At 69.7% G+C, this 1,145-nt stretch carries 2 protein-coding genes; one reads left to right on the top strand and one right to left on the bottom strand.

Annotated elements, in window-relative coordinates; all coding sequences use genetic code 11:
- Window positions 1–507: 507 nt before the first annotated feature.
- On the bottom strand, window positions 508–669 hold the full coding sequence (locus ABZY11_RS44645) for a hypothetical protein (protein WP_356484639.1): 162 nt from the start codon (window positions 667–669) through the stop codon (window positions 508–510).
- Between ABZY11_RS44645 and ABZY11_RS44640 the strand changes: the two genes are divergently transcribed.
- Window positions 610–918 (top strand): hypothetical protein, encoded by a 309-nt coding sequence (locus ABZY11_RS44640; RefSeq protein WP_356484640.1) that lies wholly within the window; start codon window positions 610–612, stop codon window positions 916–918. The two genes, ABZY11_RS44645 and ABZY11_RS44640, sit on opposite strands and share 60 nt — an antisense overlap.
- Window positions 919–1,145 lie beyond the last annotated feature (227 nt).

The raw sequence follows: 1,145 nt of genomic DNA, 5'->3' as shown, positions 1-1,145 counted from the left end.
CAGTTGCACTCGCGTCACGTACGACGGTCTACCGGACCAGACCGTGCCACGAAGGCACATCCCGCAGATTGATCACGACTCGATACGCACCCTAGGTAGTCCTGCCGGGGCTCCCACACAGCGCCCGAAGGTGACAGACGGTCAAGTCGGCGCTGCGCACGCTTCCCCAGGGGCGGCGGCGCCGCGCACTCTTGAACCTTCCACCTCGAACGCCGGTGCCGTGTGGGGACACAATGGGCGGAGTCGGCAGACGCGCCTGCCGACCGCACAGTATCGGGCAACAGGGGCGAGGCGCCAGACGTGCCCGGACAGGCTCAGCCGGGCGCGAACTCGCCGAAGTGCAGGACGGCATCGCGAATGGAACGGTGTGCGGTCTGCCCAGCGGCAGGACGCGGATCCAGGCTGGGCACCCGCGTGGCGGATGCCGCCGGAGAGTGGCTCGTTCCAGCCGCTGCTTGTGGCCCGGGTCGGCGAGGGGAAATCGGGCCACCGATCCCTCGTTCATGCTCATAGTCCGATGGTGTGCTTCGGCCCCATGCATGACCCGGCGTCCGGGAAGCGGTCGCGGCACAGCTGGACGACCCGGTCGCTGAAGCCGCAGTTCGGCAGATCCTCCAGCGCCACGAACTCGCCCCCTCTGATCGGCCGCGTGTCCGCATCCTCCGTCACGTCTCCGATCCGTCCGCCCGTGCGGGGCTGCGCAGGCACTGCAACAGCCCCATCGCCGGGTACTGCACCACGGAGCCGGACGGGCGACTTGGCCTGCGCGCCATGGTGTTCTCCCGCGACGGCTCGAAATGCGCCCACGCCCGACTGTGGAGCGAGACGCGGAACGACCCGGGTGCCCTCGGGTCCCGGGTCGCCGCCGAGTTGCTACGTCAGGGTGCCCGCGACATCATCGCCGGCATCCTGCACTGACCCTCCCCGGCACACCACGGCGCCCCCGCCCTCATCAGGGCAAGGGCACCACCCATGCGTACGCGCACGGTTCAGGCGTCCACGACGCCGTCAGGCTTCGGCCACTCCGGGATCATCCGGGATCAGGGGTTCGCCTGCCGGACCCACTTCTGGCTGTTGCCGCCGTTGCAGGTCTGCTGGACGAGCAGGCTGCCGCTGCCGGTCGCGCCGCCCGTGACATCGATGCA

It is taken from the genome of Streptomyces sp. NPDC006510, from assembly GCF_040611955.1.
Classification (GTDB): Bacteria; Actinomycetota; Actinomycetes; order Streptomycetales; family Streptomycetaceae; genus Streptomyces.
Note: the sequence above shows the minus strand (reverse complement) of the source record. Positions and strands in the feature narration are given on the sequence as shown.